28 protein-coding genes are annotated in these 26,246 nt (G+C 72.8%); 14 read left to right on the plus strand and 14 right to left on the minus strand.

The window, feature by feature from the left end:
* Positions 1-10: 10 nt before the first annotated feature.
* The 3 genes from Q7A36_RS05220 to Q7A36_RS05230 all read left to right on the plus strand — a co-directional run bounded on the left by Q7A36_RS05220 (position 11) and on the right by Q7A36_RS05230 (position 3,116).
* Positions 11-403, plus strand: a complete 393-nt coding sequence (locus Q7A36_RS05220; protein ID WP_305102611.1) for a DUF2231 domain-containing protein — start codon at positions 11-13, stop codon at positions 401-403.
* Positions 403-1,788, plus strand: a complete 1,386-nt coding sequence (locus Q7A36_RS05225) for a PQQ-dependent sugar dehydrogenase (protein WP_305102612.1) — start codon at positions 403-405, stop codon at positions 1,786-1,788. The genes Q7A36_RS05220 and Q7A36_RS05225 overlap by 1 nt, the downstream gene beginning before the upstream one ends.
* Positions 1,789-2,129: 341 nt before the next feature.
* The gene (locus tag Q7A36_RS05230) at positions 2,130-3,116 is read left to right on the plus strand and encodes a Bug family tripartite tricarboxylate transporter substrate binding protein (RefSeq protein ID WP_305102613.1); all 987 of its coding nucleotides are present in this window, start codon (positions 2,130-2,132) and stop codon (positions 3,114-3,116) included.
* 58 nt (positions 3,117-3,174) lie between these two features.
* Here Q7A36_RS05230 and Q7A36_RS05235 read toward each other — a convergent pair whose 3' ends face one another.
* The 6 genes from Q7A36_RS05235 to hutU all read right to left on the minus strand — a co-directional run bounded on the left by Q7A36_RS05235 (position 3,175) and on the right by hutU (position 9,531).
* Complete coding sequence (locus Q7A36_RS05235) at positions 3,175-3,789, minus strand: TetR/AcrR family transcriptional regulator (RefSeq protein WP_305102614.1); 615 nt, start codon at positions 3,787-3,789, stop codon at positions 3,175-3,177.
* A 175-nt stretch (positions 3,790-3,964) separates the two neighbouring features.
* Positions 3,965-4,705: a hypothetical protein gene (locus tag Q7A36_RS05240; protein WP_305102615.1), complete on the minus strand. Its 741-nt coding sequence runs from the start codon at positions 4,703-4,705 to the stop codon at positions 3,965-3,967.
* Positions 4,706-4,751: 46 nt separating this feature from the next.
* Positions 4,752-5,177 carry a PaaI family thioesterase gene (locus Q7A36_RS05245; protein WP_305102616.1) on the minus strand — a complete coding sequence of 142 codons (426 nt, stop codon included), beginning with the start codon at positions 5,175-5,177 and terminating at the stop codon, positions 4,752-4,754.
* Entirely contained in the window at positions 5,177-6,367 is a 1,191-nt protein-coding gene (gene hutI / locus Q7A36_RS05250) for an imidazolonepropionase (RefSeq protein WP_305102617.1), read from the minus strand. The genes Q7A36_RS05245 and hutI overlap by 1 nt, the downstream gene beginning before the upstream one ends.
* Entirely contained in the window at positions 6,368-7,864 is a 1,497-nt protein-coding gene (gene hutH / locus Q7A36_RS05255) for a histidine ammonia-lyase (protein WP_305102618.1), read from the minus strand.
* Positions 7,861-9,531, minus strand: a complete 1,671-nt coding sequence (hutU, locus tag Q7A36_RS05260) for a urocanate hydratase (RefSeq protein ID WP_305102619.1) — start codon at positions 9,529-9,531, stop codon at positions 7,861-7,863. Before hutU ends, hutH begins: the two co-directional genes overlap by 4 nt.
* A gap of 478 nt (positions 9,532-10,009) precedes the next feature.
* Between hutU and Q7A36_RS05265 the strand changes: the two genes are divergently transcribed.
* Genes Q7A36_RS05265 through Q7A36_RS05280 form a run of 4 tightly spaced genes read left to right on the plus strand, consistent with a single transcriptional unit; the run spans position 10,010 to position 12,183 of the window.
* On the plus strand, positions 10,010-10,552 hold the full coding sequence (locus Q7A36_RS05265) for a metallophosphoesterase family protein (RefSeq protein WP_305102620.1): 543 nt from the start codon (positions 10,010-10,012) through the stop codon (positions 10,550-10,552).
* Positions 10,553-10,555: 3 nt separating this feature from the next.
* Positions 10,556-10,870, plus strand: coding sequence for a cupredoxin domain-containing protein (locus Q7A36_RS05270; RefSeq protein ID WP_305102621.1), 315 nt, complete (start codon positions 10,556-10,558; stop codon positions 10,868-10,870).
* Positions 10,871-10,873: 3 nt separating this feature from the next.
* Positions 10,874-11,422 carry a sigma-70 family RNA polymerase sigma factor gene (locus Q7A36_RS05275; protein ID WP_305102622.1) on the plus strand — a complete coding sequence of 183 codons (549 nt, stop codon included), beginning with the start codon at positions 10,874-10,876 and terminating at the stop codon, positions 11,420-11,422.
* Entirely contained in the window at positions 11,419-12,183 is a 765-nt protein-coding gene (locus Q7A36_RS05280) for an anti-sigma factor family protein (RefSeq protein ID WP_305102623.1), read from the plus strand. Before Q7A36_RS05275 ends, Q7A36_RS05280 begins: the two co-directional genes overlap by 4 nt.
* Here Q7A36_RS05280 and Q7A36_RS05285 read toward each other — a convergent pair.
* On the minus strand, positions 12,165-12,866 hold the full coding sequence (locus tag Q7A36_RS05285; RefSeq protein WP_305102624.1) for a phosphatase PAP2 family protein: 702 nt from the start codon (positions 12,864-12,866) through the stop codon (positions 12,165-12,167). The two genes, Q7A36_RS05280 and Q7A36_RS05285, sit on opposite strands and share 19 nt — an antisense overlap.
* Here Q7A36_RS05285 and Q7A36_RS05290 point away from each other — a divergent pair.
* Positions 12,865-13,836 (plus strand): lipid kinase, encoded by a 972-nt coding sequence (locus Q7A36_RS05290; protein ID WP_305102625.1) that lies wholly within the window; start codon positions 12,865-12,867, stop codon positions 13,834-13,836. The two genes, Q7A36_RS05285 and Q7A36_RS05290, sit on opposite strands and share 2 nt — an antisense overlap.
* Here Q7A36_RS05290 and Q7A36_RS05295 read toward each other — a convergent pair.
* From Q7A36_RS05295 to Q7A36_RS05305, 3 genes are all read right to left on the minus strand, one after another.
* Positions 13,802-14,707 (minus strand): sigma-70 family RNA polymerase sigma factor, encoded by a 906-nt coding sequence (locus tag Q7A36_RS05295; RefSeq protein WP_305102626.1) that lies wholly within the window; start codon positions 14,705-14,707, stop codon positions 13,802-13,804. The genes Q7A36_RS05290 and Q7A36_RS05295 overlap by 35 nt on opposite strands.
* Positions 14,707-15,168 carry a carboxymuconolactone decarboxylase family protein gene (locus tag Q7A36_RS05300; protein ID WP_305102627.1) on the minus strand — a complete coding sequence of 154 codons (462 nt, stop codon included), beginning with the start codon at positions 15,166-15,168 and terminating at the stop codon, positions 14,707-14,709. Before Q7A36_RS05300 ends, Q7A36_RS05295 begins: the two co-directional genes overlap by 1 nt.
* Before the next feature lie 79 nt (positions 15,169-15,247).
* Positions 15,248-15,748 carry an MOSC domain-containing protein gene (locus Q7A36_RS05305; RefSeq protein ID WP_305102628.1) on the minus strand — a complete coding sequence of 167 codons (501 nt, stop codon included), beginning with the start codon at positions 15,746-15,748 and terminating at the stop codon, positions 15,248-15,250.
* 227 nt (positions 15,749-15,975) lie between these two features.
* On the opposite strand from Q7A36_RS05305, the gene Q7A36_RS05310 reads away from it, so the two are divergent.
* Both Q7A36_RS05310 and Q7A36_RS05315 read left to right on the plus strand, forming a co-directional pair.
* Entirely contained in the window at positions 15,976-17,334 is a 1,359-nt protein-coding gene (locus Q7A36_RS05310) for a formimidoylglutamate deiminase (protein ID WP_305102629.1), read from the plus strand.
* A complete protein-coding gene (locus tag Q7A36_RS05315) occupies positions 17,331-18,089 on the plus strand; it encodes an SDR family NAD(P)-dependent oxidoreductase (protein ID WP_305102630.1) in 759 nt (252 codons plus the stop codon). The genes Q7A36_RS05310 and Q7A36_RS05315 overlap by 4 nt, the downstream gene beginning before the upstream one ends.
* 7 nt (positions 18,090-18,096) lie before the next feature.
* Here Q7A36_RS05315 and Q7A36_RS05320 read toward each other — a convergent pair whose 3' ends face one another.
* A complete protein-coding gene (locus Q7A36_RS05320; protein ID WP_305102631.1) occupies positions 18,097-18,834 on the minus strand; it encodes a transposase in 738 nt (245 codons plus the stop codon).
* A gap of 219 nt (positions 18,835-19,053) precedes the next feature.
* Between Q7A36_RS05320 and Q7A36_RS05325 the strand changes: the two genes are divergently transcribed.
* The 3 genes from Q7A36_RS05325 (at position 19,054) to Q7A36_RS05335 (ending at position 21,832) form a co-directional block, all read left to right on the plus strand.
* Positions 19,054-19,680: an MlaA family lipoprotein gene (locus Q7A36_RS05325; protein ID WP_305102632.1), complete on the plus strand. Its 627-nt coding sequence runs from the start codon at positions 19,054-19,056 to the stop codon at positions 19,678-19,680.
* A 342-nt stretch (positions 19,681-20,022) separates the two neighbouring features.
* The gene (locus Q7A36_RS05330; RefSeq protein ID WP_305102633.1) at positions 20,023-20,565 is read left to right on the plus strand and encodes a response regulator; all 543 of its coding nucleotides are present in this window, start codon (positions 20,023-20,025) and stop codon (positions 20,563-20,565) included.
* 289 nt (positions 20,566-20,854) lie between these two features.
* Entirely contained in the window at positions 20,855-21,832 is a 978-nt protein-coding gene (locus Q7A36_RS05335; protein WP_305102634.1) for a TRAP transporter substrate-binding protein, read from the plus strand.
* Between the two features lie 96 nt (positions 21,833-21,928).
* Here the strand turns inward: Q7A36_RS05335 and Q7A36_RS05340 are convergent, their stop codons facing one another.
* Both Q7A36_RS05340 and Q7A36_RS05345 read right to left on the minus strand, forming a co-directional pair.
* Positions 21,929-22,432, minus strand: coding sequence for a hypothetical protein (locus Q7A36_RS05340; RefSeq protein ID WP_305102635.1), 504 nt, complete (start codon positions 22,430-22,432; stop codon positions 21,929-21,931).
* Positions 22,432-22,992 carry a hypothetical protein gene (locus tag Q7A36_RS05345; RefSeq protein ID WP_305102636.1) on the minus strand — a complete coding sequence of 187 codons (561 nt, stop codon included), beginning with the start codon at positions 22,990-22,992 and terminating at the stop codon, positions 22,432-22,434. Before Q7A36_RS05345 ends, Q7A36_RS05340 begins: the two co-directional genes overlap by 1 nt.
* Before the next feature lie 358 nt (positions 22,993-23,350).
* Here Q7A36_RS05345 and Q7A36_RS05350 point away from each other — a divergent pair, with 358 nt between their 5' ends.
* Positions 23,351-23,821, plus strand: a complete 471-nt coding sequence (locus Q7A36_RS05350; RefSeq protein ID WP_305102637.1) for a CHAP domain-containing protein — start codon at positions 23,351-23,353, stop codon at positions 23,819-23,821.
* A gap of 166 nt (positions 23,822-23,987) precedes the next feature.
* Here the strand turns inward: Q7A36_RS05350 and Q7A36_RS05355 are convergent, their stop codons facing one another.
* Complete coding sequence (locus tag Q7A36_RS05355) at positions 23,988-26,078, minus strand: methyl-accepting chemotaxis protein (RefSeq protein ID WP_305102638.1); 2,091 nt, start codon at positions 26,076-26,078, stop codon at positions 23,988-23,990.
* Between the last annotated feature and the right edge of the window lie 168 nt (positions 26,079-26,246).

Consider the following 26,246-nt stretch of genomic DNA (forward strand, 5'->3'; position numbering starts at 1 on the left):
GATCCATTCGATGCTCGTGCCATTTCCGATCGTCTGCTTCACCGGCGCGCTCCTCACCGACATCGCCTATGCCCGCTCGGCGGACATGATGTGGGCGGACTTCTCCGCCTGGCTGCTGGCGGTCGGCGGCGTCATGGGCGCGCTCGCCGCCATCGCCGGCCTGGTGGACTTCCTCGGCAACCGCCAGGTGCGGGCGCAACGGCCGGCCTGGCCGCACATGCTCGGCAATGTCGTCGTGCTCGTGCTGGCGCTGTTCAACAACTTCGTCCATAGCCGCGATGCCTGGACCTCGGTCGTGCCGACCGGGCTGATCCTCTCGGCGCTGACGGTGGCGGTGATGCTGGTCACTGCCTGGCTCGGCGCCTCCATGGTGTACCGGCACCGCGTGGGGGTCGCGGCGTGATGCGGCGCGACCGTCTGGCCCTGGCGGGCCTGGCCGTCCTGGCGCTCGCAGGCGCGGTGGCGGCGGCGCAGGAGAAGGCGCCCGCCTTCGACCGCGAGGCGCAGGTCGGCCCCGACCCGGTCCTGCCCGAGCCGCAGAACTACCTGCTGCCGCCGATGAACATTGCCCGCGCCGTCGGCTGGAAGCAGGGCGAATCCCCCTCCGTGCCCGACGACATGCGCATCCGGCTCTACGCCAATGGCCTCGCGCATCCCCGCATGGTCCATGCGCTGCCGAACGGCGACGTGCTGGTGGTGGAATCCAAGGCGCCGGGCACGGAGCCCATCCAGCGTCCGAAGGATGTCATCCAGGGCTACATCAAGTCCTTCGCCAGCACCAGCCAGGGCTCCACCCCGGCCCAGGCCGGCGGCGGGGAGGGCAACCGCATCACCCTGCTGCGCGATGCCGACGGGGACGGCACGCCCGAGGTCAGGTCCGTCTTCCTCGACCACCTGCACTCGCCCTTCGGCGTGGCGCTGGTCGGCAACGACCTCTACGTCGCCAATACCGATGCGCTGGTCCGCTACCCCTATACCCCCGGCGAGACGCGCATGACCGCGCCCGGCACCGTGCTGACCGAACTGCCCGGCGGCCCGATCGACCACCACTGGACGAAGGCCCTGACCGCGAGCCCGGACGGGACGAAGCTCTATGTCGGCGTCGGCTCGAACAGCAACATCACCGAGCACGGGCTGGACGTGGAGCGCGAGCGCGCCGCGGTCTGGGAAATCGACCGCTCGAGCGGCGCCCACCGCCTCTTCGCCGAGGGCGTCCGCAACCCGACCGGCCTCGCCTTCGAGCCGCAATCGGGCAGGCTCTGGGCGATCGCCAACGAGCGCGACGAGATCGGCCCGCATCTGGTGCCGGACTACCTGACCTCGTTGCAGGACGGCGGCTTCTACGGCTGGCCCTACAGCTATTACGGCCAGCACCTGGACCCGCGGGTGCGGCCGCAGCGCCCGGACCTGGTGGCGCGCGCCATTCCGCCCGACTATGCGCTCGGCTCGCATGTCGCGCCGCTCGGACTGGTCTTCAGCCCCGGCGGCGGCGGTGGCGCACTGCCGGCGCGCTATGCCGGCGGCGCCTTCATCGGCGAGCATGGCAGTTGGGACCGGCCCGACCTCAGCGGCTACAAGGTCGTCTTCGTGCCCTTCGAGAACGGGCGGCCGAGCGGCAAGGCGCAGGACGTGGTGACGAACTTCCTGAACGGGCAGGGCGAGTCCCGGGGACGGCCGGTCGGCGTGACGCTGGACCGCACCGGCGCGCTGCTGATCGCCGACGACACGGGCGATACCGTCTGGCGGGTGACCTCGGCGCAGACCAATACGGCGGCGACGGGGCGCTAGAGCAGACCGCCGCCGGGCGACGCCCGGCGGCGAGCCTCTGCTCGGCGCGAGAAGGCTCCGGGCGGCCCCGACAAGCAGGGCCGCCTCTCCCGCCGCAGCGCCACCGCGGCGGGCTCCGACCAGGGACGGGCGAGGCCGCGCTCCGGCCACGCGGCGGACCAGGCCGCAAGGTGCAACGAGGCCCTGTTCGCCTCTCCGCGACGATTCTAGAACCGTCTTCAGTGCAACGCCGCCCGGTCCCGGTGCGCCTGGCGCGGCGGGGATCGTCCACGCCCTGGCTGCCCCGGGACATCTCGAGCCGACAGGCCCGGGCGAGCCCGACAGGCGAAGGACCGACCGGCATGCTCCGAGGTGCGACGATCCTGCTGGCCCTGCTGCTCGCCGGGCCTGCCCCGGCGCAGGAACGGGCGCAGGAGGCCTGGCCCAACCGTCCCGTCACCATCCTCGGCGGCTTCCCGAACGGCGCGGGCACCGACATCTATGCCCGCAAGCTCGCCGAGCCGCTGACCCGCGCTCTCGGCCAGCCGGTGGTGGTGGACAACCGCTCCGGCGCCGGCGGCAACATCGCCAGCGATGCGGTGGCGAAGGCGCGGCCGGACGGCACCCTCTTCCTGCTCGGCACCGCCGGCACGCATGCGATCAATGCCGCGCTCTACCGCAGCCTGCCCTTCGATCCGCTGCGGGACGTGACGCATGTGATCCTGCTCGGCGACGTGCCGAACGTGCTGCTGGTGAACCCGGAGAAGCGGCCCTGGCGGCATTGCGCCGACCTCCTCGCCGCGGCCCGCGCCCGGCCGGGCGCGCTGACCTATGCCTCCACCGGCAACGGCGCCTCGACGCATCTCGCCGCCGCGCAATTCGCTGCGGCCGCCGGGCTCGACCTGCTGCACGTGCCCTATCGCGGCCAGCCCGGAGCGATCCAGGCGCTGCTCTCCGGCGATGCCGACCTCTTCTTCAACCAGGTCGGACCCTCGATCGGGCCGGTGACGCAGGGGCAGGCACTCGCGCTCGGCGTGACGGTGGCGCGGCCGGTGGCGGCGCTGCCGGGCGTGCCGACGGTGGCCGAGGCCTGCGGCCTGCCGGGCTTCGAGAGCAGCACCTGGTACGGGTTGTTCGGCCCGCCCGGCCTGCCGGCGGCGATCACGCGCCGGATGAATGCGGAGGTGGCGAGGATCCTGGCGTCACCGGAATTCCGCACCTGGCTGGTGGAGAGCCAGGGCATCACGCCGCCGGCGGACACCTCGCCCGAGGGGTTCCGGCGGGTGCACGAGGCCGACCTCGCGCGCTGGGCGGAGATCGTCCGGCGGTCCGGGGCACGGGTGGACTGAGGCCCGGCTGCCTTCTTGCGGCGCAGCCCCGCTGATCGGTGCCGGCCCCGGCCGAGGGCTACTTCCGGCCCAGCAGCGCCGCCACGCCGCTGTCCAGCACCGCCTCGGCCGGCGGCGCATCGCTGTCGGGCGGCGGCACGCCGGCCCGCTCCAGCATCGCCACGCCATGCGACAGAGCCCAGACCTGCAGCGCCACCAGGCGCCGGTCGCGCCCGTCCTGCGGCAGCAACCCGTCGAGGGCGCTGGCCAGGGTGTCGAAGGGCCCATCCTTCGCGGTCGGCTCGCATTCCTCGCCCGACTGGGTCGGCTGGAAGGTGAACATGGCGGCGTAATAGCCGGGCTCCTCACGGGCAAAGGCGAGATAGGCCGGGCCCATGCGGCGCAGCGCCTCGGCCGGGCTGGCGGCACCCGCCGCCGTGGCGCGCAGGCGTTCGCCGAACAGCGTGAAGCCGCGCCGGCACAGTTCCGCCAGCACCTCCTCGCGGTCCTTGAAGTGGCGATAGGGCGCGCTCGGGGAGACGCCGGCGCGGCGCGCCGCCTCGGTCAGGGTGAAGCCTTGCGGGCCGCGTTCGGCGACCAATTGGCGCGTGGCTTCCAGCAGTGCTTCCCGCAGGTTGCCGTGATGATAGCCCCGCCGCGCAGCGAGATCGGGGATGCGTTGGGCCTGTGCCATGGCGCGAGAAATCCAGAAATGTAGGAAGCCCGCGGGCCGAGTTCCGCCGCAGGCAAGGCCGGCGCGCTGCGCTTGCGCCCACGCCGCCGCCGGAAGGCTACACCGGATTCGCGGGTAACGGCAGCGCTATCGTTTGTAGCTGCGCATTTCCCAGTTTTTCGACGGTTACAACGCCTCAGAAATCGACCGACAGGATGACCTTGCCGAGCCAGCGGTCGCTGGCATGCGTCAGCCCATGCCCGAGGCCGAACTGCAGCGCGAAACGCTCGCTGATCTTGTAGTCCGTGGTGACGAAGAGCTGATGCGCCTGGCCCGCCGGCTTCGCGGGCCGGTCGATGCGCTCGAAATCCATGTAGTGCTCGAGGCCGAGCCAGGCGCGCTCCGACACCTGCAGCACGCCGCGCACCGCCGGCGCGAAGATCGGTCCCTCGCGTCCCAGCGGGAATTCCACGCCGGGGTTGAGGATGAGTTGCCAGGGCCCGCGGCGCAGGTCGATGATCGGCCGCAGGGTGACGCCCCAATCCGCCGAGGTGAAGCGGTAGGACTGGTTCCGCAACTCGACGTCGAAGCCGAGGGCGAGCGGCCGGTCGCCGGCGCCCGGCACGACGAAGCTGTTGCGCAGCTTGAAGCCGCCGCCGAAGACGTCGCCGGAGAACTCCTTCGCCACCGGCAGGTAGAGCGCGACCTCGTGCCAAGGGGCGGTCACGTAGCCGATCTCGGCGGTGAAGAGCGCGCCGTTGCGGGGCGCGCCCTCGCCCGGCTCGTGGATTCCCTTGCGGCCGAAATTCAGGTGGAAGTTCAGGTCGAAGCCGCGCGGCTCGGTGATGCGGCCGTCGAAGACCTGGAATTCGTCGAAGACGGCGGCCCGGGCAGGCAGGGCGGCGAGGCAGAGGAGGAGCAGGGCGAGGCGGCGCATGCCGGCGGCAACGCCAGCGGCAGCGCCGCGTTCCGTCCCCGCGATGTCACCGCGCCGCGGGTGCGATGACCGTCCAGGTCGTGGTGATATGCGTCGCCAGCTCCTCCGATCCCTCGGCGCGGATCAGGATCTCGCCGAAGACCTGCCGGCGGCCGCGCTTGACGATGCGCGCCTCCGCCAGCACCGGGCCGTCGCCGGCGGGGCGGAGGAAGTTCACCGTCATGCTGCTCGTCACGCTCTCGTCCTTGCCCCCCGTCACGCTGAGCAGCGCGGCCCACATCGCGACATCGGCGAGGCCCATGATGGCGGGGCCGGAGACGGTATTGCCCGGCCGCAGCAGCACGGGCCGGAAGGGCAGGCGGACCAGCGCGGTCCCGGCCTCGGCGGCCAGCACCTCGATGCCCCATTCGGCCGCGAGCGGCACACCCGCGCGCATGATGGCCTGGATCTCGGCAACGGTCGGTGCGGTCATCAGCGTCCTTCGACCACGCGGCCGATGCAGGGGTTGCGGCCCATCCAGTAGCAGAGCTCGGCCGGGCGGGCGATGCGGTAGAGGGCGAGGTCGCAGCGCAGCCCGGGCGCGAGGCGGCCGCGATCCGCAAGCCCGAGGGCCGCGGCGGCATGGACCGTGACGCCGCGCAGCGCCTCGGCGACCGTCAGGCGGTAGAGGGTGCAGGCCATGTTCAGCATCAGCAGCAGCGAGAGGGCAGGGGAGGAGCCGGGGTTGCAGTCCGTCGCGACCGCCATGCGCAGCCCCGCCGCGCGCATGGCGGCGATGTCCGGCCGCGCCGCCTCCCGCAGGAAATAGGTCGCGCTCGGCAGCAGCACCGCGACGCTGCCCGCCGCCGCCATGGCGGCGAGGCCCGCGGCATTCGCATGCTCGAGGTGATCGACCGAGAGCACGCCGTGCCGCGCGCCGAGCGCCGCGCTGCCGGCATCGGCGTGCTGGTCGCCATGCAGCTTTACGGGCCGGCCGGCGCGGCGCGCGGCCTCCAGCACCAGGGCGGTCTCCGCGTCGTCGAAGGCGATGACGTCATGGAAGACATCCACCGCATCGGCGAGGCCGGCTTCGGCGGCGGCCGGGACGATGTGCTCCGCCACGTGGCGCGCATAGTCGGCGCGGCGGCCGCTGTATTCCGGCGGCACGGCATGCGCCGCCAGCAGCGTGGTGACGACCGAGACCGGCAATGCCGCGCCCAGCCGCCGCGCGGCGCGCAATTGCCGCAGCTCCGTCTCCAGGTCGAGGCCATAGCCCGACTTGATCTCGATGGTCGTCACCCCCTCTGCCATCAGCGCCTCGGCGCGCGGCAGGGCGGCGGCGAGCAGTGCGTCCTCGTCCGCGGCGCGAGTCGCCCGCATGGTGGAGAGGATGCCTCCGCCGGATTTCAGGATCGCGGCATAGTCCTCGCCCGCCAGCCGCCGCTCGAACTCCTCCGCGCGGTCGCCGCCGAAGACGAGATGGGTGTGGCAGTCGATGAGCCCGGGCAGGATCCAGGCGCCGCCGCAGTCCACCGTCTCGGCGGCGGGGCCGGGCAGGGCGGCGCGCGGCCCGACCCAGGCGATGCGGCCGTCCTTCGCCGCGACCGCGCCGTCCTCCAGCAGGCCCAGTCCCTCGCCCTCCATCGTGGCGAGATTCGCATGCAGCCAGACCCGGTCGAACATCTAGGAAAAATCCACCAACCCGGAAAAACGGCCGCGCTCGACCAGCGCCTTCACCGCGGCGATGTCGGGCGCCATGGCGCGGTCGGCATCCCAGGCGGCGGCGCCGCCGCGCACCAGGCCATGCGCGCGCTCGAGCACCTCGGAGGATTGCAGCGGGCGGTGGAACTCGATGCCCTGCGCCGCCGCCAGCAACTCGATCGAGAGGATCCCCGCCAGGTTGTCCGCCATGTCGTGCAGCCGCAGCGCCGCGCCGGTCGCCATGCTGACATGATCCTCCTGGTTCGCGCTGGTCGGCAGGCTGTCGACGCTGCGCGGCGTGGCCAGCGCGCGGTTCTCCGCGACCAGCGCGGCCGCCGTCACCTGCGCCAGCATGAAGCCCGAATTGAGCCCGCCGTCCCGCACCAGGAAGGCCGGCAGGCCCGAAAGCGCCGGGTCGGTCAGCAGGGCGGTCCGTCGCTCGCTGATCGATCCCAGCTCGGCCAGCGCCAGGGCGATGGCATCGGCGGCGAAGGCCACCGGCTCGGCGTGGAAATTGCCGCCCGACAGCACCTCGCCGTCTACCACCAGCGGGTTGTCGGTGACGGCATTCGCCTCCCGCGCCAGCACCTGCGCGGCATGCCCGAGCAGGTCGAGGCAGGCGCCGACGACCTGCGGCTGGCAGCGCAGCGAATAAGGGTCCTGCACCCGCGGGTCGCCGATGCGGTGGCTCTCGCGGATGGCGCTGCCGGCCAGCAGCCCGCGCAGCGCTGTCGCGGTGCGGATCTGGCCGGGCTGGCCGCGCAGCGCATGGATGCGCTCATCGAAGGGCGTGTCGCTGCCGCGCGCCGCATCGACGCTCATCGCGCCGGCGACGAGGGCGGTGCGCAGCAGGTCCTCCGCGGCGAAGAGGGCTGCCAGCGCCAGCGCGGTGCTGACCTGCGTGCCGTTCAGCAGCGCGAGGCCCTCCTTCGGGCCGAGGGCGAGCGGCGCCAGGCCGGCGCGCGCCAGCGCCTCGGCGCCGGGCAGGACCGCGCCCTCGAGGATCGCCTCGCCCTCGCCGATCAGCACCAGCGAGCAATGCGCGAGCGGCGCCAGGTCACCCGAGGCGCCGACCGAGCCGCGTGCCGGGATGGCCGGCACGATGCCGTGGTCGAGCAGGGCGAGCAGCGCCTCCACCACCGCCGGCCGCACCGCGGAGGCGCCGCGGGCGAGCGAGAGGGCCTTCAGCGCCAGGATCAGCCGCACCACGGGCGGCGGCAGCAGCGGCCCGGTGCCGGCGGCATGGCTGCGCACCAGGTTGAGCTGGAGCTGCGCGAGCTGCCCGGCGGGGATGCGCGTGCTCGCCAGCTTGCCGAAGCCGGTATTGACGCCATAGAGCGCCTCGCCGCCCGCCATGCGCGCGGCGAGCGCAGCGGCCGAGGCCTCGACCGGTGCGCGCCAGTCCTCGGGCAGCGCGAGCGGCGCGCCCTCCATGACGGCGCGGAGGTCGGAGAGGCCGGCGGCACCGGGCGCGATCACGCGCCACCCAGCATGGGCAGGTCCAGCCCATGCTCCCGCGCGCAGTCGATGGCGATGTCGTAGCCCGCATCGGCATGGCGCATGACGCCCGTCGCGGGATCGTTCCAGAGCACGCGCTTCAGGCGGCGCGCCGCGTCCTCCGTGCCGTCGCAGACGATGACCATGCCGGCATGCTGCGAGAAGCCCATGCCGACGCCGCCGCCATGGTGCAGCGAGACCCAGGTGGCGCCGGAGGCGGTGTTCAGCAGCGCGTTCAGCAGCGGCCAGTCGGAGACGGCATCCGAGCCGTCGCGCATCGCCTCCGTCTCCCGGTTCGGGCTGGCGACCGAACCGCTGTCCAGGTGGTCGCGGCCGATGACGATGGGCCCGATCTCGCCGCGCGCCACCATCTCGTTGAAGGCGAGGCCGAGGCGGTCCCGCTGCCCGAGCCCGACCCAGCAGATGCGCGCCGGCAATCCCTGGAAGCTGATCCGGGCGCGGGCCATGTCGAGCCATTGGTGCAGGTGCGGGTCGTCCGGGATCAGCTCCCGCACCTTCGCATCCGTCCGGTAGATATCCTCCGGGTCGCCCGAGAGGGCCGCCCAGCGGAAGGGGCCGATGCCGCGGCAGAAGAGCGGGCGGATATAGGCCGGCACGAAGCCCGGGAAGCCGAAAGCGCCTTCCAGCCCTTCCTCCTTGGCCATCTGCCGGATGTTGTTGCCATAGTCTAGCACCTTGGCGCCGCGCGCCTGGAAGTCCAGCATCGCCTGCACGTGCTGCACCATGCTGCGCTTCGCCGCCGCGGCGACCGCGGCCGGGTCGCTCTCCCGCTTCGCCTCCCACTCCGCCAGCGTCCAGCCGGCGGGCAGGTAGCCGTTGGCCGGGTCATGCGCGCTGGTCTGGTCGGTGACGATGTCGGGCACCACGCCGCGGCGGACCAGCTCAGGAAACACCTCGGCGGCATTGCCGAGCAGGCCGACGCTGATGGCGCGCCCGGCGCCGCAGGCCTGGCGGATCATGGCGAGCGCCATGTCGAGGTCGTCGGCGCGGTGGTCGAGGTACTTGGTCTCCAGCCGCTTCTCGATGCGGGAGGGCTGGCATTCCACCGCCAGCACGCAGGCCCCGGCGAAGACGCCGGCCAGCGGCTGCGCCCCGCCCATGCCGCCGAGCCCGCCCGTCAGGATCCACCGGCCGCGCAGGTTCCCGCCGAAATGTTGCCGCCCGGCCTCGGCGAAGGTCTCGTAGGTGCCCTGCACGATCCCCTGGGAGCCGATATAGATCCAGGACCCCGCGGTCATCTGGCCGTACATCATGAGCCCGCGGCGATCGAGCTCGGAGAAATGCTCCCAACTCGCCCAGCGCGGAACGAGGTTCGAGTTGGCGATCAGCACGCGCGGCGCGTCCCGGTGGGTCTCGAAGACGCCGATCGGCTTGCCGGACTGCACCAGCAGGGTCTGCGTCTCCTCGAGCCGTCGCAGGACCGAGACGATGGTCTCGTAACTCCGCCAGTCCCGTGCGGCGCGGCCGATGCCGCCATAGACCACCAGCTCGCCCGGGCGCTCCGCCACCTCCTCGTCGAGGTTGTTCATGAGCATCCGGAGCGGCGCCTCGGTCGTCCAGTGCTTCGCGGACTTCTCCAGGCCGCGCGGGGCCCGGATGGCGGGTGCGTTGCGGAATCGATCGCTCATGGCGGCCATCCTAGCAGGAGAAATTCCGCCCGCCCGCCCCGAATAAATCGCCCTGCCGGCCGGTCTACCCCGCGGAACCTGACCAGGAGGGGACCGCCATGGACCACCACCCGCAATCCCGCCGCCGCGCGCTCACCTGCATGCTCTGGGGCGGCAGCGGCCTGCTCTGGACCGTCAGCGGTGGCGTGCCGCGCTCTGCCCTGCTCGGCAGCGCCGCGGCGCAGGCGCAGGCCGCCGCCGGCGGCTTCGGCTTCGTCCAGATCAGCGACACGCATCTCGGCTTCAATGCCGCGCCCAACCCGGACCCGATGGCGACCCTGCAGGAGAGCCTGGCCGCCGCGCGCGCCGCGCAGCCCGCCCTCATGCTGCATACCGGCGATGTCACGCATCTGTCGCGCCCGGGTGAATTCGACCGTGCCGTGCAGGCGATCGGACGGCCGGGATCGAGACCCGCTACATCCCCGGCGAGCACGACGTCGTGGAGGACGACGGCAAGTCCTTCTACGAACGCTTCCCGGCCGGGCGCGACCAGGGCGGCGCCTATAGCTTCGACGCCGGCGGGGTGCATTTCATCGCCCTCAACAATGTCATGGACGTGAAGCCCGGCCGGCTCGGCAGCCTCGGCGCGGCGCAGCTTCGCTTCCTCGAGCAGGACCTCGCCGGCCGTTCCGCCAGCACGCCGATCGTCGTCTTCAGCCACATGCCGCTCTACGTGGTCCACGAGGCCTGGGGCTGGGGTACCGAGGATGGGCAGCAGGCCCTGGCGCTGCTGCGCCGCTTCGGCTCGGTCACCGTGCTGAACGGCCATATCCACCAGACATTGCAGAAGATCGAAGGCAATCTCGCCTTCCACAGCGGCCGGTCCACCGCCTTCCCGCAATCGGCGCCGGGCGTCGGCCGGCCGGGGCCGCTGCGCGAGGTGCCGGACGGCAATGTCCGCCGGCTGCTCGGCATCAACCGCGTGACCCTGGTGCGCGGCGATGCGCCGCTCGCCGTCGTCACCCAGCCGCTGGGCGCCTGAGCCATGCTGCCGCGCCGCGCCTGGCTTGCCGCCCTGCTGCTGCCGCTGCGCCCGGCCCGGGCGGCGGCCGCGGAGGTGGTGATCGACGATTTCGCGTTCCAACCGGCGGAGCTGCGCGTCGCGCCGGGCACCACCGTCCGCTGGACGAACCGGGAGGACAGCCCGCACAACGTGGTCAGCCAGGAGACGCCGCGGCTGTTCCGCTCCCGCCTCATGGAGGCGGGCGAGAGCTTCGCCTTCACCTTCGACCAGCCGGGCGAGCACGCCTATTATTGCGCGCTGCATCCGCACATGACGGGCAGGGTGGTGGTGGCATGACCCATGGCGGTACGTGACGGGGCGGCGCGTGACGGGGGCGCGGGGTGGCCGGCGGTGCCGCCGGCGCTCGCCGCCGCCATCCTCGAGCACCTCGATTCCGCCCACAACCTGGCGCGCTGGCTGCTGCGCGACCCGGTGGCGGCGGAGGACGTGGTGCAGGAGGCGGTGCTGCGCGCGCTGACCTATGGCGGCGGCTGGCGCGGCGGCGATGCGCGCGCCTGGCTGCTGAGCATCACGCGTCATGCCGCGCTCGACTGGCTGGCGGCCCGCGGCCGGCGGCGGGAGGAGACGCTCGATCCCGCCGAGGAGGCCGCGCGGCCCGATCCGCTGCCGGACCCGGAGGCGGCGCTCGCCGCGCGCCAGGCCAGCAGCGGCCTCGCCGCCGCGGTCGCCGCGCTGCCGCTCGAATTGCGGGAATGCCTGATGCTGCGCACGGTGGAGGAGATGTCGTATCGCGACATCGCCCGGGTCACCGGCGTGCCGATCGGTACGGTGATGTCGCGGCTCTGGCGCGCCCGCTGCGCCCTGCTGCGCGTGAGGGTGGAGGCATGACGGAGGACTGCACCGGTCGCCGGCTGCTGCTGCAAGCCGAGCTGGATGGCGAGCTGGATGCCGGCCGCGCCGCGGAGCTCGCCGCGCATGTCGATGGCTGCGCCGCCTGCGCCGGGATGCGGGAGGCGCTGCTGGCGCTGGCTGCCCGGGCGCGGGAGGAACTGCCGCGCTATGCGGCGCCGGTCGCGCTGCGGGCGGAGATCGCCGCCCGGCTCGCGCCCGCCGCGCCGCCCGTCGTGCCACCCGTCGTAGCGTCGCCGCGCCGCTGGCGCCGCGACCTGGCGGGCTTCGGCCTGGGCGCCGCCATGGCGGCCGGCCTCGCGCTGGTCCTGCTGCCGCGCACCGCCCCGTCCGATCCGGCGCGCGAGGTGCTGGCGAGCCATCTGCGCGCGCTGCAGCCCGGGCATCTGCTGGATGTCGTCTCCTCCGACCGCCATACGGTGAAGCCCTGGTTCGAGGGCCGCATCGACGTCGCCCCGCCGGTGCGCGACCTCGCGGCCGAGGGCTTTCCGCTGGAAGGCGGGCGGCTGGACTACCTCGAGGGCCGCCCGGTCGCGGCGCTGGTCTATCGCCGCGCGCGGCATGCCGTGCAGCTCTATGTCCGGCCCGATCCTGGCGCGCCGCGGCCGCCGACCCTCCAGGGCGAGGGCGGCTATGCCCTGGCGACCTGGAGGGAGGACGGGCTGCGCTTCTGGGCGGTGTCCGACATCGCGCCGGGCGAGCTGATGGCCTTCGTCGACCGCTACCGGGCCGCACGCTGACGCAGCAGGAGCCAGCATCCCATCGCCCAGGCGGCGCCGAGGCACCAGCCCGCCAGCACGTCGGTCGGCCAGTGCACGCCCAGCCAGACCCGGCTGCCGCCGACCAGCAGTGTCAGCAGCACGGCGGTGGTCAGGATATAGGCCTGGTGCCGCCGCCGTGCGCCGGCCGCGAGCAGCGTGCCGAGGGTGAGGAAGCCGATGGCCGAGAGCATGGCATGGCCGGAGGGGAAGCTCGGCGTCTGCACCTCCATCAGCCGCGCCACCAGGTCCGGCCGCGGCCGGTCGAAGACGCCCTTCAGCAGTGTGTTCAGCAGCAGCCCGCCCGGCAGCGAGAGGGCGAGCAGCGCCACCGCCCGCCAGCGCCCGTCGAGCGCCAGATAGCCGAAGGCGATCAGCGTCAGCAGCCCGAGCACCGGGATGGAGCCGAGCGCCGTCACCTCCCGCAAGGCGAGGCTCAGCCAGGGAGGCCCGACCGGCTGGTCCGGCATCCCGGGCCGCCGCAGCGCCAGCATCACGGCCTCGTCGAAGCGGTGCGGCCCGTTCTCCGTCATCTGCAGCACGGCGGCGAAGCCGAGCAGCCCGGCGGCCGCGACCGCGAGCGCCGCCAGCGCCGCACCCCGTCCCAGCGCGAGGCGGCCCAGCCGGGCGAGCAGGCCCGCCGATGGAGCAACGAAATCCGTCATGCCGCTGCAACCCGCGGCGTCCTCGGCGGTTGCATGCCCGCAACAGGCGGGAGCGGCAGCCATCGCCACCGGGAGCGGAGCGGGCGCGCGCGCCCTGCTGATCATCAACCAGAAGGCGCGCAGCGGCGCGGAGCAGGCGGAGGCGGCGGCAGCGGCGCTGCGCGCGGCCGGCCTCGCCGTCCAGGCCTTCGACCCGCCGGAGGGGATGTCCTGCGGCGATGCGGTGACGGAAGGCCTGGCGCAGGGCGGCTTCGACCGGGTCGTGATCGGCGGCGGCGACGGCACGCTGAACGCGGCGATCCCCGGGCTGCTGAAGGCGGGGCTGCCCTTCGGCATCCTGCCGCTCGGCACCGCCAACGACCTCGCGCGCAGCCTCGGCATCCCGCTCGACCTGGAGGGGGCGGCGCGGGTCATCGCGACCGCGGCGCCGCGGCCGGTCGATCTCGGCGAGGTCAATGGCCATTGCTACTTCAACGTCGCCAGCATCGGCTTCAGCGCCGAACTCGCGGCCGAGCTGAAATCCGAGGCGAAGAAGCGCTTCGGCAAGCTCGGCTATGCCGTCGCCGCGCTCGGCCTGGTGCGGCGCGCGCGGCCCTTCACCGTGGTGCTGATGCATGACGGCGCGGTGGAGCGGGTGCGGACGATCCAGGTCTCGGTCGGCAACGGAAAGCATTACGGCGGCGGCATGACGGTGGCCGAGGACGCGCGGCCCGATGACGGGCTGTTCGACGTCTACAGCCTGGAGGTGCGGCACTGGTGGCGCCTCCTCATGCTGCTGCCCTGGCTGCGGCGCGGCACCCAGGGGAGCTGGCGCGACGTGCGCGCCTTCCGCACCACGGCGCTGGAGCTGCGCACGCGGCGGCCGCGGCCGGTGAACACCGATGGCGAGCTGACCACGCGGACGCCCGCCGTCTTCCGGCTGCGGCCGGCGGCGCTCATGGTCCATGCCCCGCCGCCGGACGCAGGCTGAGCCGCGCCAGCTTCTCCGGGTTGCGCATGACGTAGATGGCGACGATGCGGCCCTCCACGACCTCGAGCGCCGTGCTCTGCGGGATGCCGTCCGGCTCCAGCGTCACATAGCCCGGCAGGCCGTTGATGCGGCCGAGATGCAGCAGCGGCGGCGGCGCCGCCGGGCGCTTGCGGGCGAGGCCGAGGAAGAGCCGCACCACCCGGTCGGCGCCGAGGATCGGCTTCAGCGCCGCGTGGCGCAGGCCGCCGCCATCGCTCTGCAGCACCACGTCGCGCGCCAGCAGGTCGCGCAGCGCCGCCTCCTCGCCGCGGCGGGAGGCCGCGAGGAAGGCGCGGGCGATCCGCCGCGCCTCGGCATCGGAGACGGCCCGGCGCGGCGTCGCATCGCCGAGGCGGGCGCGGGCGCGGCTCGCCAGCTTGCGGCAGGCCTCCTCGCTGCGACCGAGCAGGCCGGCGATCTCGGCGAAGGGCGTCTCGAAGAGGTCGTGCAGGATGAAGACCGCGCGCTCCGCCGGGCCGAGGCGCTGCAGCGCGAGGAGGAAGGCGACCGAGAGGTCCTGCGCCTTCTCGTGCGCCGCCTGCTGCGGCGGGTCCTCCGAATCGAGGACCGGCTCGGGCAGCCAGGGGCCGACATAGTGTTCCCGCCGCACCCGCGCCGATTTCAGGTGGTCGAGGCAGAGCCGCGCCGCCGCCTTCAGCATCCAGGCGCGCGGCACGGCGACGCTCGCGCGGTCCGTGCCGTGCCAGCGCAGGAAGACCTCCTGCGCGATGTCCTCGGCCGTCGCCACCGAGCCGGTCATGCGGTAGGCGAGGCCGATCAGCTCCCCCCGCAGAGGCAGGTAGTGCGCGACGGGGTCGGCCTCGCCCGGCATCACGCGGCCGCCGGCGCGGCGGCGAGCGGCGGGACGGCGCGGAAGCCGATGGCCAGCCGGTTCCAGCCGTTGATGGCGACGATGGCGAAGCTGAGCCTGACGATCTCCTCCTCGGAGAAATGCGCCTTCAGCGCCTCGTAGTCCGCATCCGGGGCATGGGTGTCGGCGACGCGGGTCAGCGCCTCGGTCCAGGCGAGCGCCGCGCGCTCGCGCGGGGTATAGTGCGGCGCCTCCCGCCAGGCGTTCAGCAGGTAGAGCCGCGCCTCCGTCTCGCCCGCCTTGCGCGCGTCGCGCGCGTGCATGTCGAGGCAATAGGCGCAGCCATTGATCTGCGACGCGCGCATCTTCACCAGTTCCAGCAGGGGGCGCTCGAGCCCGCTGGAGGCGACGGCCTTCTCCAGGCCGAGCATGGCCTGCAGCAGCTTCGGCGAGACGGCGGCGTAGTCGATCCGGGGATGCATGGCGGTTCTCCTCATCCAGGGTTGGCCGAGGACAGGACGAGGCGGCGGGGCGCGGCGTGACAGGCCGGCGCCGGGAATCTCACGCGCGCCGGACGGCATCGCCGCGGCGGATGGTCCCGCCCTCGATCACCCGCGCGGTGATGCCGCCATGGCCGCGCACGGCGTTGTAGCCGCCGGGGCCGAACTCCTCCTCCATGCGGGAGCAGGGGTGGCACTCGCCGCTGTGCTCCAGCAGCGCGTCGCCGATGGCGAAGCGGCGTCCCTTCAAGGCCAGCAGGTTGAGGCCGGCGATGACCAGGTTGCGCCGCAGGCGTTCCGGCGCGACGGCCTCCAGCCCGAGATAGGCGGCGATCGCCGCCAGGTGCTCGGCCGCGACCAGCGTCACCTGCCGCCCGCCCGTCACGGCGCCGCGCCAGCGGTCGCCCGCGAGGCCCTCGCCCGGGACCAGCACCGCCGCCTCCGCCGCCAGCACCGGCGCGCGCCGGGCGGGGCGGAGGCCGATCCAGGCCAGCCGCCCCGGCGCCATGGGCGCATCCAGCAGGCGGGCGAGGGGGGAGCCGGGCGGCGGGCCATTCGTCATGGCCGCACCATAGGGCGTGTCTGCAAAGGGCTGCGGCTTGTCTCGACGGGTCTTTTTCGGTCCGGCGGCGTCCGCGGCCTTGCCGATGCCGCCAGCATCGGCTGCGCCGTCGATCGCCTTCGGCGCTCGACCCTGGCCAGGCCGAAAAATCCCTCGCCGATCCTTCGCCGGTCCCTTTGCAGGCACGCCCTAGCCGGCCGGGCGCCGCCGCGGGCATCATGGCCGCCATGCCGGAATTCCACGCAAGCGCCGCGCTGCTGCCCCAGGGCTGGGCCGAGGATGTCCTGATCACCGCCGATGCCGCGGGCTGGATCACCACCGTCGCCCCCGGCGCGCCGCCCGGCGCCGCCGACCGGCTGCGCGGCGCCGTCATCCCCGGCCTGCCGAACCTCCATTCCCACGCCTTCCAGCGCGCCATGGCCGGGGCTACGGAGCGGCGCAGCCCCGCGGGGCAGGACAGCTTCTGGTCCTGGCGGGAGACCATGTACCGCTTCGTCGGCCTCCTCTCGCCGGAGGATGCCGAGGCGGTCGCCGCGCAGCTCTATGTCGAGCTCCTGGAATGGGGATTCACGGGCGTCGCCGAGTTCCACTACCTGCACCACCAGCCCGACGGCACGCCCTACGCCGAGCCCGCCGAGATGGCGCTGCGGCACCTCGCCGCCGCGCGTCGCGCCGGCATCGGCATCACGCTGCTGCCCGTGCTCTACCGTCACGGCGGCATCTTCGGCCGCGAGCCCGCGCCGGGGCAGCGGCGCTTCCTGAACGACCTCGACCCCTGGCGGCGCATTCTCGAGGGCTGCCGCGCCGCGACCGCCGGCGACCCGCAGGCGGCGACGGGCATGGCGCCGCACAGCCTGCGCGCGGTGACGCCCGCCATGCTGCAGGCGGTCGCGGCGGAGGCCGGGCCGATCCACATCCACGCCGCCGAGCAGATGAAGGAGGTGGAGGAATGCCTCGCCGCGACAGGCGCCCGGCCGGTGCAGTGGCTGCTGGACAACGCGCCGGTCGATGACCGCTGGTGCCTGATCCATGCGACGCACATGACGGCGGCGGAGACCGCCGCGCTCGCCGGGCGCGGCGCCGTGGCGGGGCTCTGCCCGACCACCGAGGCCTCGCTCGGCGACGGCACCTTCCCGCTCAGGCCATATCTCGCGGCCGGCGGGCGCTTCGGCATCGGCACCGACAGCCATGTCGGCACCTCGCCGCGCGACGAACTGCGGCAGCTCGAGCTGAGCCAGCGCCTGGCGCTGCGCGAACGCGCCGTCGCCACCACCGAGGCCGCCCCGCATCCCGGCCGCCTGCTGCTCGAGGCCGCGCTGGCCGGCGGCGCGCAGGCCAGCGCGCGGCCCATCGGCGCCATCGCGCCGGGGCGGCGCTGCGACCTGGTGGAGCTCGACGACACCCACCCCTCGCTGCTCGGCCGTTCCGGGGATAGCCTGCTGGATGCCTGGGTCTTCGCCGGCCAGGCCAATCCCGTCCGCACCGTCGTCGCCGGCGGCAGGCGGGTGGTGGAGGGGGGGCGCCATGTCGCCGGCCTGGCGGTGCGCGAGTCCTTCGCCGCCGCGATGCGGAGATTGCTGGGATGAGCACCGAAGGCCCGTTGCACGGGAAGATCGCCTATATCACCGGGGGCAGCCGCGGCATCGGCCGCGCCATCGCCCTCTGCTTCGCCGAGGCCGGCGCCGACATCGCCATCTGCCACCTGGATGACACGGCGCAGGCGACGACGCTGGTGCAGGCCGTGACGGCGCGTGGCCGGCGCGGCTTCCAGATGGAGGCCGACGTCGCCTCGGTGTCCGCCACGCGCGCCTTCGCCGCGGCCGCCGAGGCGGCGCTCGGCCCCTGCGACATCCTGGTGAACAATGCGGGGATCAATATCCGCGGGCCCTTCGAGGGCATCACCGAGGAGGTCTTCGACCGCGTCATGGACGTGCACGTGAAGGGCATGGTCTTCATGGCGCAGGCGGTCTGGCCCGGCATGGTCGCGCGCGGGCAGGGGCGGATCATCAACATCGCCTCCCAGCTTGCCTTCAAGGGCGGGCCGGAGATCGTGCCGTATGTCACCGCCAAGGCGGCGATCGTCGGCTTCACCCGCAGCCTCGCCTGGGAGGCGGCGCCGAAGGGCATCCAGGTGAACGCCATCGCGCCCGGGCCGGTCGAGACCGACCTGACCCGCGCCCGCGGGCCGGCCTGGAAGCAGCGGATGGAGGAGACGATCCTCGCCGGGCGGCTCGGCCGGCCGGAGGAGATCGCGGCCACCGCCCTGCTGCTGGCAGGTCCCGGCGGCGCCTTCTATGTCGGCGCGACGCTCTCGCCGAACGGCGGCGACGTCATGCATTAGGGGGGCCTCAGGCCGGCTCCCAGCTTCGGCTGATGCGCGTCCGGCCGCCGGCGAAGCGGTGCAATTCCCGCATCAGCCGGAAGACGTAGCGCGGCGGGCGCCAGTCCGGATGCGCCCGCATGTACTCCGCGAGCCTGATGCACAGCGGGGTGTAGATTGCGGACAGATCGGGGTCCGGCAGCCATTGCGACGGGGCGGGCAGGGCGCTGTGCAGCTTCAGCCGCCGCGCCAGCACGATCGCCTTCAGCCCCATGATCCGCAGGCCGCGGCGGACGCAGCAGCAGACGCGGTAGGTGAGCGCGCGCAGCGCCGCCGGCGCCGCCGGGTCGGCGACCGCCTCCAGCAGGCGGAGCCAGAGGCCGCGATGCGCCCAGCGCCGCCAAGTCCGCGCCACCGTGTCGTGCTTGCCGAAGGCCTCCGGCAGGGCGGACCAGGGCGCCCGGCCGCCGCCCTGGGTGTTGGAGCGCTTGAGCATGACGGCGCGGAAGATGGCGTCCAGCCGTCCCCGCGGGTCTTCCATCCGCTCCCCGGCGCGGCCCGGGGCGGCGAGGCCGCAGCCGAGGGCGGCGAGATGCGGGGCGAGCGCCGCCCATTCGGCATCGGTCATCGGCGCCCAGGCGTGGCGGGGGGTGAGGCCGAAGAGCGGCTCGACATAGAGGCGCTGCCAGAGGCCGTGCCGGGCGAGGAAATCCGGCTCGATCAGGCCGGGGGGCAGGGGCGGGTCGGGGCGGCGGCGACGGGGCATGGGAGGGGTCCTCGGCGGCGGGCAGGACCCGGAATGGAAGCAGGAAATAGGAAAATAGTCAATATTGGCGTGGGGTGTGGGCGGAGGCAGGGGGCGCTGCCCCCTGCACCCCCGCCGGGGGGTCAAGCGACCCCCCGGACCCCGGCCGGAGTTTGAAGGCGGCGATGCGATCCTTCATCGGCGCCAAAGCGTTTGTGCACTACTAACGGCGGCCTCGGGATGACCAAGCCGGTGGCCGTGGGGTACCGCGACTTCATTCCCCGCCCGGTGCGCCGGCCCTGCCGCGACCTGCTGAACAATCCGCGCAGCCCGGCGGCGCTGGTGAACGACATGCTGCAGGGCCAGCCGCGCCGGGCCGGGGACACGCTCGGCCGCTTCCTGCTGAACACAACTGTGGGGCTGGCCGGCATCTTCGACCCGGCCGAGGCCTGGTTCGGCGTGCCGCGCCACAGCGAGGATTTCGGCCAGACCCTCGCGGCCTGGCGAGTGGGGGAGGGACCCTACCTCTTCCTGCCGCTCGCCGGGCCGACCACGCTGCGCGACCTCGCCGGCTCGGGCGCCGATGGCGCGGCCGGCATCGCCACGCTGCTCGGGCCGGGTGAGGCGGCGAGCGGCCTGCGCTATGCCCGCACCGGCATGGGGCTGGTGGATTCGCGGGAGGCGCTGATCGACCCGGTGGACGAGATGCGGCGCAGCTCGCTCGACCCATACACCACCTATCGCAGCGCCTACCGGCAGCGGCAGCAGGCGGATATCGAGAACCGGCTGGGGCCGCCGATGACGAGCAGCACCGGGGCGTTTCTGCCGAGCCAGGCGGCGAGGAAAGGAGCGGACGGATCGCAGTAGGGCCAGGGTTGGGATTGGCTGGCAAGGGGCATGGCCGCGAGAGCTGACTTCCTTACCTGCGCAGCAGCGACTCAGTTTCGAGCCGACCCGCTTTGCCCGATGCGGGAAGGGCCTGCATTCATCGGTCCATCGCGCACATGTGGTATGCCACTTACGTTTGCTTTCGTATGCTGGCGATGGATTTAAACCAGACCATCATCAGACGTAAAAATTCATCTTTTCGGGAATGAATTAAAAATGGAGATTATTAAGATTACGGTTTGGCCTTCTCTCATTCTGATTTTGTGTCTTGTATTCAAGAACTCAATAGAAACTTTGATACGACCAGATGCAACTCAGAGCATGTCCGTAAAGATCGGCACAAATGGTGTCGAAATCAGCCGGGTTGCAGCTGCGGCCGCGGCAGTAGCGGCTGGTGCTGCTACACGTGCGGATCGTGATAATCCAATCAACCAGTCAGAGTTGGCTGCGAATTTGGCCCAAGGTATCGAGGTCTCTCTGAGCCGCCCTCAAAATATCAAGAAAACAAAGCGTCTACTCTGGGTCGATGATACACCATCAAACAATGACTATCTTGTTCGCGCATTTCGTGATCTCGGTGTCGACGTCGTGTTGGCCAAATCCACACAAGAAGGGGAGAACGCTTTAGCAAGCGAGAGCTTCGACGTTGTCATAACGGATATGTCAAGACCACCAGAAGGCGAAGCGGGATTAGCTTTTGCAAAGAAGATTAGAGAAATGGGAATTAAAATTCCGATTATAATATATGCGTCTTATTGGGCATCACAGCACAAAGGCCAAGAAAGCAATTTTGGTGTCAGTCTCATTACGAATGATCCTAGTGCAGTGTATTCAGAAGTTTTAAAACGAATGCTGGGATCATAACCTTCAGGGACGACTGTTTTCTGCCCGTCTTCAAAGTTGGTGCGGCCATGGAGCGGCACCAGTTCCTTCACAGCGGCCGACAGCGCGGGCAAGCTGCCAAACCGGATAAAGACCTGCCGGGCTATGACATTACGTGCTCGCCCTGCTCCCAAAGCCATGGGTGCAACCGCAGCCAGCGCCACCCGCTCGGCCTCCTCCAGCCCCGGATGGCCTCCCGCCCCGCCCCCTGCCATACTCCGCCCAGGGAAGGACGCCGCCCTCCACGGCCCATCGAGATCGGAGGCGCGGTATGCACCGCTTGATGACGCTTGCCCTGGCCGCGCTGCTGGCGCTGGCGACGCGCGCAGAGGCCCAGACGAAATGGGTCATGGCCACGCCCTATCCCGAGGGCAATTACCACACCCAGACCATCCGCTTCTTCCTGGCCGAGGTCGAGAAGGCCGCGCCCGGAAAGCTGCAGGTCCAGCTCCACACCAACGGCTCCCTGCTGCCGCAACTGCAGATCAAGCGCGCGGTGCAGACCGGCCAGGTGCAGCTCGGCGAGATCCTGCTCGGCGCCTATGGCAACGAGGATCCGGTCTTCGAGGTGGACTTCATCCCCTTCCTCGCCAGCACCTATCCGCAGGCCCGCGCGCTGCAGGCGGCGAGCGAGCCGGCGCTGCGCGCGCGCCTCGAGAAGCAGGGCGTCACGCCGCTCTACTTCGTGCCCTGGCCGAGCCAGGCGCTCTACGGCAAGGGCGAGATCCGCAGCCTCGAGGACCTGAAGGGCGCGCGCTTCCGGGCGCAGACGCCGATCATCGCCCGCATGGCGGAGCTGCTGGGCGCGACGCCGGTGCTGGTGCAGGCCGCCGACGTGCCGCAGGCCTTCGCCACCGGCATCGTCAATGCGATGCTGACCAGCGCCCAGACCGGCGCCGACAGCGCCGCCTGGGATTTCTCGAAGTATGTCTACGATATCGGCTTCACGCTGACGCGCAATGCGGTGCTGGTGAACACCCGCGCTTTCATGGCGTTGGACGAGGCGACGCGCGCCGCGATGCGCGACGCCGCGGCGAAGGCGATGGAGCAGGGCTGGGCGGAGGCGAAGGCCTCGGAGGCGGTGCAGATGGAGAAGCTGCGCAGCCACGGCATGCAGGTGGGCGAGCCCACGCCCGAGCTTCTCGCCGGGTTGCGCGCGATCGGCGCGAAGCAGGAGGAGGAATGGGCCACCAAGGCCGGCCCCGACGGCCGCGCCCTGCTGGAGAAGTACCGCGCGCTCCTGAAGTAGCCGGACTCAGGCCGGTCCAGGCCCGGCTCCGGGCCTGGCGGGGTCGGCGGCACTGCCGCCGACGTCCGGGGAAGGGCAGGGCCCTTCCCCGGGATGTCACCGACGCCGCTGCGGCGCCCGGTGCTGCTGCGGCGGGGGTGCCGGCGGCGCGGGCGGGGCCGGCGGCGGCGTGTACTGCACCGTCACCATGACGCGCAGCGCCGGATTTCCCGGCAGCATCCGCACGGTGAAGCGGTCGTCGCCGCCATAGGCCGCGTCCGGGATGTAGTCGATGCGCGTGGCGTCGCCGACCTTGCGGACATGGACGCGGCCGTGCTCCGGCCGGCCGACCAGCAGGCCGGCATCGTAGGGCTTGCCGCCATTGGCCACGGTGATGCCGCACCAGCCGCCGTCGTTCTTGACGACCATGGTCGCCTCGGCCTGCTGGCCGGGCGTCAGCTTCACGTCCTGCGGCACCTGGCAGAGGGCGGCGGCGCCCTGGGTGTCCTCGTAATAGACCCGCGCGCCGGGCGGGGCGCGGCGCTGCTCCTGCGCCGCGCAGCCGGCGAGGGCGGTGAGCGCCGCGGCGGCGAGCAGGACGCGGGTGGCGTGGCTGGTCATCAACGGGCGCTCCGGCGGGCGGGGGCTTTGGTGGCGCGGGCCGACGCGGCGGCCGGGGTGCCGCCGGGGCAGGCGGTGACGCCGGAGGCGAGCAGGTCCTTGGTCGCGGCATAGGCCGGCAGGTCGGTCACGCCCTGCAGCGCCATCACCTCGTCGAAGAGGCCGCTGTTGCGCGGGCAGAAGTCGCTGCCGAGCCGGCGGGCATTGTTGGAGCGGGCATTGGCCAGCTCGGTGATGAAGATGTCCTGCGCGCGCTGGCCGCCGCGGCCGTGCAGCTTGGTGAAGTACTGGCCGATCTCGCGGTTGGAGACGACGAGCGCCTGCTGGTAGCGGCGGACGAAGTCGTTGTAGCGGTCCTCGGTATTGCCCTTGCAGGTGGTGGCGACGACCATGAGCTCGGTCTTCAGCGCCTCCACCTCGAAGACCGCCTGGTCCGTCTCGTTGCTGCAGCGCGGCACGGCGAGGGCCGGCTGGGCGAGCAGCGCGGCGGCGGCGGCGAGCGCCAGGAGGCGCCGCGCCCGACCCGGGACCCGCCGGGACTGCGGGGTGATACTCGTCATTCCGATAACCCTTCGTGGCAGCGGCAGGATGCCCTGGTCGTCTCCGGTCCGGGCCGGTGGCGGTGCCGCTCCGTGCTCCGGGGGCGCTCTTTCAGCACAGCCCGGGCGCGGCGGCGATAGGCTTCCGCGGGCGGGCGGGGCGGATGCCGGGGCGGTGTGGCAGGGCGGTGACCCGGGCGCCAGGGCCATCGGACGGAATCGGCCTGGACCAGGCACTTGCGCGAAGGGGCTGCGAGGCGCCGCGAAGCCCGTGCCGGCCGGCTTCGGGTCGCGCCTCGGCGCGACTCGGGCCGGATCGTGCCAGGATGGCGGCGGCCCCGGGGGGCGGGGCCAGGCGGGTCCCATGGGGGAGTTCGGGATGCGACGGCTGGTCCTGCTGGCGCCGCTGCTGCTCGCGGCCTGCGGCACCGCGCGCGGGCCGCGGCCGGAGGACGGGGCGGGCGGCTGGTCCTGCGTGCCCTATGCGCGGGCGCGCACCGGCCTGGCGCTGCGGGGCGATGCCTGGGAGTGGTGGGAGGCGGCGGCGGGCCGGCATGCCCGTGGCCGCGCGCCGCGGCCGGGCAGCGTGCTGGTGCTGATGCGCACCTCCCGCCTGCCGCAGGGGCATGTGGCGGTGGTCTCGCGCGTCGTCTCGGCGCGGGAGATCCGGGTGGACCATGCCAATTGGGCCTCGGGCCGCGCCAAGGGGCGGGAGGCGCGGGACCAGCCGGTGCTGGATGTCTCGCCGGGCAATGACTGGTCGCTGGTGCGGGTCTGGTATCCGCGGATCAACGACTACGGGGCGACGGCCTGGCCGGCCTATGGGTTCATCCACCAGGCGGTGGCCTGAGCGGAGCCACCGGGGCTCCGGCCGCACGACCTGCGGCCCGAGCCTGCCTGGGCGGGCGTCGGGGTGTGCGCGGAACGCGCGGCGCGGACCATGCCCGCCCCCCGACCCGGCCTCGCCCGAGCGGTCGGGCTCGCGCCGCCCGCGGCCTGCGCCGATGCGCGCCCGGTCAGGCGGCGCGGAGGCGGGTGAGGAAGCTGTCGACCTGGCCGCCCATCTCCTCGGCCTGCCGCGCCAACTCGCTCGAGGCGCGGCGGAGATCGGCGGCGGAGACGCCGGTGCGCCCGGCGCCCTCGCGGACGCCGGCGGCGTGCCGGGCCGCGTCGCGGGTGCCGCTGGCGGCCTGCGCGACGGCGCGGCCGATCTCCTGCGTGACGCCCGCCTGCTCCTGCGCGGCGACGGCGACGGCGGCGCTGTTGCCGTCCATCTCCTCGATGGTGCGGGCGATCGCCTGGATGGCCGCGACGGTGCGCGCGGTCTCGGCCTGCATGGCGGCGATCTGGGCGGTGATCTCCTCGGTCGCCCTGGCCGTCTGCGTGGCGAGGGTCTTCACCTCGGAGGCGACAACGGCGAAGCCCTTGCCGGATTCGCCGGCCCGCGCCGCCTCGATGGTGGCGTTGAGGGCGAGCAGGTTGGTCTGCCGGGCGATGCCGCCGATGAGTTCGACGATCTCGCCGATGCGGCCGGCGGAATCCGCCAGGCCGCGCACGGTGCCGTCGGTCTCGCGCGCGCTGGCGGCGGCGCGGCGGGCGACGGCGGCGCCGTTCACCACCTGGCGCGACACCTCGGCGATGGAGGCGGCCAGTTCCTCCACCGAGGCGGCGACGGCCTGGACGCTGTCGCTGGCCTGCTCGGAGGAGGTGGCGACGGCCACGGCGAGCGCATTGCCGTCGCGCGCGGTGCCGGACATGTCGCCTGCCGTGGCGTCGAGCTGGGTGGCGGCCTTGGCGACGGCCCGCAGCATCTCGCCCGCCTCGGCCTCGAAATTGCGGACCAGGAGGCTCATCCGCTCGGCCTGCTCGGCCTTCTCCCGCTGCTCGGCCTCGCGGGCGGCGGTCATGCGCTCGCGCTCGAGCGAGGCGACGCGCAGGGTCTCGATCGCGGCGGCCATCTGGCCCAGCTCGTCGCGCCGGCTGCTGCCGGCGATGGCAAGCTGCAGCTCGCCGGCGGCGATGCGCTGGACCGAGCTGGTCAGGTGATGCAGCGGCCATACGACGCGGCGCAGCAGCATCACCATGGCAGCGGCGGAGAGGAGGAGGGCCACCGCGGCCAGGGCGAGGGCAGTGAGGAAGTGCAGGCGGGCGAGGCTCGCGCTGGCCTCGCTTTCGGCCACCGCCTGGTCGAGCGCGGCGTCGCGCAGTTCGACGATGCTCGCCGCCGCCGGCAGGGCCCAGGCGCGATAGGTGGCCGAATCGGCGGCCAGGTCCTGCGGCCAGGGCGGCGGCGTCGTGCCCTCGGCGGCCATGGACCGGGCCCGGGCGGCCTCGACCAGCCGGCGCGACTTCGGCTCGTCCCGGCCTTCGACATCCTCCTGGCGGCGGGCGAATTCCTGCTGCAGGCGGGGCGCATGGCCGAGCGCCGCGGTCATCCGCCTGGCGCCCTCCCAGGAGAGCGCGACCTGCCCGCTCAGGGCGACCGCCGTGTCCACCTGCTCGGCGGGGATGGCCGGCAGGGGGAACCAGCTCTGCAACAGCAGGCTGCGCCGGCCGAAGGCGTCGCGCATCTGCATCAACTGGGTGGCGACCTCGGTGATCGCCGCGATGGCCGGGGCCTCCTGGCCGATGCGCCTGGCGGCCTCGGTCGTGAGCGCCACGAGCCCCTTGGCGATGAGGTCGCGCTGCGCCAGCAGGTCGCGGGCGAAGGCGGGGCCGCGCTCCGCCGGCGGCTTCGTCGCCAACTGCGACAACTGCGCGCGGAAGGTGGCGAGCATCGCCTTGGCATCGCGCAGCATCGCGCCATCGATGCCGGCGGCCTGCGTGCTCTCGAGCGCGGCGTCGAGAAGCTGGTCGCTGAGGGCCGCGGCCCGCTGCAGGCCAGCCGCATCGGGCGTCGGCAGCCGCGCCGTGGACAGCAGCAGGCCCACCTCCAGCCCATAGGCGGTCTGCGCGCGCTGCACCTGGCTGATGACCTTGGTCACGGATTCGGCCGCGACCGTGTGGCCGAGCCGGCTCCACTCGCCGAGCGCCAGCCAGCCGGCGGCGAGGAAGCCGGGGATGGCGACGGTCGTGAAGCCGAGGAGGAGCAGGGTTCGGATACGCACGGCAGGACTCCGAGGCTCTGGCGGCGACCCGTCGCCCTCCTGCCTGCTCCGCCACCGGGCCGCGGCTTCGCGCGTCCTCAGGCGATGGGGCAGTGGGGCCGCCGCCGGCAACGGAGAAGATTGCATGGAGGGCCGAAACGGAGCGCCGAAGGCGTGCCTCAATCCCCG

It is taken from the genome of Paracraurococcus lichenis (genome assembly GCF_030657435.1).
Classification (GTDB): domain Bacteria; phylum Pseudomonadota; class Alphaproteobacteria; order Acetobacterales; family Acetobacteraceae; genus Paracraurococcus; species Paracraurococcus lichenis.